At 65.1% G+C, this 4,206-nt stretch carries 4 protein-coding genes and 1 pseudogene; all 5 read left to right on the forward strand.

Annotated features, from left to right (window positions below; all coding sequences use genetic code 11):
• Positions 1–216, forward strand: a pseudogene (locus tag U9978_RS12210) (phosphate ABC transporter substrate-binding protein PstS); the annotation flags it as partial.
• 116 nt (positions 217–332) lie between these two features.
• Positions 333–1,352, forward strand: a complete 1,020-nt coding sequence (gene pstC, locus U9978_RS12215) for a phosphate ABC transporter permease subunit PstC (protein ID WP_322761219.1) — start codon at positions 333–335, stop codon at positions 1,350–1,352.
• Entirely contained in the window at positions 1,349–2,407 is a 1,059-nt protein-coding gene (gene pstA / locus U9978_RS12220) for a phosphate ABC transporter permease PstA (protein WP_322761220.1), read from the forward strand. Before pstC ends, pstA begins: the two co-directional genes overlap by 4 nt.
• Positions 2,408–2,527: 120 nt before the next feature.
• Positions 2,528–3,304 carry a phosphate ABC transporter ATP-binding protein PstB gene (gene pstB / locus U9978_RS12225; RefSeq protein WP_322761221.1) on the forward strand — a complete coding sequence of 259 codons (777 nt, stop codon included), beginning with the start codon at positions 2,528–2,530 and terminating at the stop codon, positions 3,302–3,304.
• 60 nt (positions 3,305–3,364) lie between these two features.
• A complete protein-coding gene (locus U9978_RS12230; protein WP_416210945.1) occupies positions 3,365–4,132 on the forward strand; it encodes a response regulator transcription factor in 768 nt (255 codons plus the stop codon).
• The last annotated feature ends 74 nt before the right edge of the window (positions 4,133–4,206 follow it).

The raw sequence follows: 4,206 nt of genomic DNA on the forward strand, positions 1-4,206 counted from the left end.
GCGGCGACCACCCCGGGCGCTTACCCGATCTACCTGGTCACCTATGAAATCACTTGCACCAAGGGTCTGCCGGCGAGCCAGGCCACGCTGGTGAAGTCGTTCCTGACCTACACATCCTCCACCGCTGGTCAGGCCGCTATCGCCAATCTCGGATACGCTCCGCTGCCGACCGATCTTGCCACGAAGGTGAGCTCGGTGGTGGCGACCATTTCGTAATCGGTCATTCGCACTCCGGCCGGAGCCACGGGTTCTGACCGGACGACCACGCCGGTGTGCCCGCCCGTCATGAGGCGGACGGGCACACCGTCCGACACCACCTGTTGAGAGGCATGATGAGCAGTGAGTCGGACGGCCGGGGCACAGGCCCGTCGAGCGACGACGTGCCGCTGGCGGTCAAGGAGCCCATCAGCAGCAGTGAGCATGCGCGGGTCAGCCCCGGGGACGTGTTCTTCAAGAATCTGACCCGCACGGCCGGTATCGGTCTCCTGGTCCTCATCGCGGTGATCGCAGCCTTCCTGGTCCTTGAGGCGACGAGCGCGTTGGATGCCAACACCGGAAACTTCTTCACGACGACCGAGTGGTTCCCCAACCAAGCTCCGCCGTTCTTCGGAATCGCGGCGCTGCTGTTCGGCACGCTACTCACGGCGACCATTGCAATGGCCATCTCCGTGCCGGTGGCGGTCGGCATCGCGCTGTTCATCACGGTATACGCCCCGCGGCGTCTCGCCACGTCACTGGCGTTCATCGTCGACCTGCTGGCAGCGGTCCCCAGCGTTGTTTTCGGGCTCTGGGGTCTGATTGTTCTCGTCCCGCGGATGAACGGCCTGCAGCAGTGGCTCACGGATTACTTCGGCTGGATCCCCCTGTTCAGCACGAGTGAAGGCCTCGTCGGTCGGTCCATCTTCGTCGCATCCGTCGTCCTGGCCATCATGATCCTGCCGATTGTGGCCGCGATCTCCCGCGAGGTCTTCCTCCAGGTGCCGACCGCGCACAAGGAGGCGGCGCTTGCGCTCGGCGCGACCCGTTGGGAGATGATCCGAACAGCGGTGCTGCCGTACGGCAAGCCTGGCGTGATCAGCGCGTCGATGCTGGGACTCGGCCGGGCGATGGGTGAGACGATCGCGGTCGCGCTGGTGCTTCCCGCGTCCTTCGGAATCTCCTGGCATATCCTGTCACCGGCTGGCAACACGATCGCGGCGAACGTGGCGAACGGTTTCGCCGAGGCCAACAGCATCGGCCGGGGAGCTCTCATCGCCTCCGGTCTCGTCCTGTTCATCGTCACGATGCTTGTCAACATAATAGCCCGTGCCGTCATTGCCCGTCGGCGTGAATTCTCGGGGACCGCTGCATGAGTACAACGACTATCGCCCCGGCGACCAGCCCGGGCGGCATGGACCTGACCGGTCAGAAGCTACCGATGACCACCCTCGCGGCCATCGGTGCCGGTGCCGTCGTGGCCACCATCCTGCTGTACGTCGTGGCACCGATAGACAGCAGGATTCAGTTCGTACTGATTGCCGGTTCGCTCTACCTGATCGGCCAGAGCGTGGCGTCCGTCATGGTCGAAGGCGCCCGCAAGGCCGTTGACCGGTTCGTCACAACGCTGGTCTACCTTGCCTTCCTGCTCGCGCTCATCCCGCTGGTCGCGGTGCTGGCCAGTGTGATCGCCAAGGGTGCGCAGCGGATCAACTACGACTTCCTGACCACCTCCATGCGAAACATCGGGGCGCGGGACGCCGGCGGCGGCCTTTACCACGCTCTGATCGGAACCCTGGAACAGATCGCACTGGCCAGTCTGTTCGCGGTTCCCTTCAGCATGCTGGTCGCGGTCTATCTGGTCGAATACGGCCGTGGGCGGATCAGCCGGACTATCAGTTTCTTCGTGGACGTGCTGACCGGTCTGCCGTCGGTCATCGCGGGTCTGTTCATCCTCGCGTTTTACCTTCTCGCGCTCGGCCAGCAGCCGTCCGGTTTCGCCGGTGCGCTCGCCCTGACCATTCTGATGATTCCCATCGTCGTGCGGTCCACCGAGGAGATGCTCAAACTCGTCCCAGACGATCTTCGCGAGGCCAGTTACGCGTTGGGTGTCACCCGGTGGCGAACCATCCTCAAGATTGTCGTACCGACGGCTCTGCCAGGCATTGTGACCGGCATCATGCTCGCTGTGGCCCGTGTCGCCGGCGAAACGGCGCCCCTGTTGCTGACCGTCTTCGGGTCCCCCTCCATCAACTTCAACCCGTTCTCCGGGCCGCAGTCGGCACTGCCGCTTTACATCTATACGGAGGCTGGCGCACCGCAGCAGGTGGCCGTCGACCGGGCCTGGGCCGCCGCGCTCACGCTCATCGTCCTTGTGATGTTGCTGAACGTCATGGCCCGGATGGTCGCCCGGTTCGCCCGGGTTCGGTGATCGGTGATGCTGTCGCTGTCGCTGTCGCCCGTGCCTGTCATGTTTTCCGCACCGTCCGCACCGTCCATGCAGTCCGTGCAGGTCACCGCACCGGCACGGCGCAACGAGCCGAGGTAACTCATGGCGACCCGTATCGACGTTTCCGGGCTGACCGCCTACTACGGGAATTTCAAAGCCGTCTCCGACATCCACTTCAGCATCGAGCCGAAGCACGTCACCGCGTTCATCGGGCCGTCCGGCTGCGGAAAATCCACCGTGTTGCGGACGCTCAACCGCATGCACGAGGTGCTGCCCGGCGCCCGGGTCGAGGGCCAGGTCCGCATGGACGGCCAGGACCTCTACGGTGCCGGGGTCGACCCGGTGAACGTGCGCCGTACCGTCGGCATGGTCTTCCAACGGCCGAATCCGTTCCCGACGATGTCCATCTACGAGAACGTCATCGCCGGGCTGAAGCTGAATGGCACGCGCAAGAAGGCACTGCTCGACGAGCGGGTCGAGCAGTCGCTGCGCGGCGCCAACCTGTGGGAGGAGGTCAAGGACCGTCTCGCCCGGCCCGGCGCAGGCCTTTCCGGTGGACAGCAGCAGCGGCTGTGTATCGCGCGGGCCATCGCCGTCGAACCGCAGGTGCTGCTCATGGATGAGCCGTGTTCCGCCCTTGATCCGATCTCCACCCTGGCCATCGAAGATCTGATCGCCGAGCTCAAGTCGAGTTACACCATTGTCATCGTGACGCACAACATGCAGCAGGCTGCCCGGGTCAGTGACACGACGGCGTTCTTCACTCTCGACAAGACCGGCGATCCAGGACGGTTGGTGGAGATGGACAAGACGGAGAAGATTTTTTCCAAGCCGAGTCAAAAGCGCACCGAGGAGTACATCACCGGGCGCTTCGGCTGAACCCGACAGTTGGTGACCCCGAGCTCACCCGAATTCATTGTGACTACGCGGATGCATCTCGTGCAGCCATTTGAAGAGGAGTCCCCCGCTCCGGAGCAGCGTCGCTCCGGAGAGGAGATCGACCTACCGGGCGCCCGGAGCCCCACACTGCTGGTTGCCGACGCAGCCGCGGACACTGAGCTTCTGTCCGCCCTCGCCGACCACGGTGTCGAGGTCAGCGTCGTGGTGGACGGTGCGCGCGCACTGCTGGAGATCGGTCGCCTGGCACCGGCGGTCGTGCTCGTCTCCGCGCGTCTGCCGATCATCGACGGTGTGACCGTGGTGCGGACCGTCCGCACCCGCGACGACATTCCGATTCTGCTCGGGGTCGGCCCACAGGACCGGCGGCAGGCCGCGGCAGGGTTGGAGGCAGGCGCGAGTGCCTGCGTTGTCAAGCCGTACCGGATCAACGAGGTGCTGGGGCTGGTTCGGTCCGTCCGGGGCTTCGGAGTGGACCGGACCGAGCCGGGGGTGCTGCGGGTCGGAGGGGTCACCCTGAACACGATCGCGTACGAGGTTCGGGTGGACGGCATACCGGTGCGGCTGCCCCCGCAGGAGTTCAGGCTGCTGCGCATCCTGCTTGAGCGGGCCGGGTCCGTGGTCACCCGCCAGACGCTGCTCGAACGTGTCTGGGGGACGACCAGCCATGAGACCAACACGCTGGCCGTGCACGTACGCCGCCTGCGTAGCCGTCTCGGGGATACCGGAAATACCGAGCACCCTCACCTGATCGAGAGCATCCGCGGTGTCGGCTACCGTTTCTGCCTCGCTGACGAGCCGACTGCTTAGAGCGCCCGGCAATAGGGGCGTGGATCAAGGAGCGGGGCTGGGGCACGTAGATCGCGAGGCGGAGGAGGGAGACA

It is taken from the genome of Protofrankia sp. Cr2 (genome assembly GCF_963555885.1).
Classification (GTDB): domain Bacteria; phylum Actinomycetota; class Actinomycetes; order Frankiales; family Frankiaceae; genus Protofrankia.

Excerpts from the sequence above, each read along its gene's own strand:
- pstC (WP_322761219.1), top strand. The coding sequence starts at position 333 with ATGAGCAGTGAGTCGGACGGCCGGGGCACAGGCCCGTCGAGCGACGAC.
- pstA (WP_322761220.1), top strand. The coding sequence starts at position 1,349 with ATGAGTACAACGACTATCGCCCCGGCGACCAGCCCGGGCGGCATGGAC.
- pstB (WP_322761221.1), top strand. The coding sequence starts at position 2,528 with ATGGCGACCCGTATCGACGTTTCCGGGCTGACCGCCTACTACGGGAAT.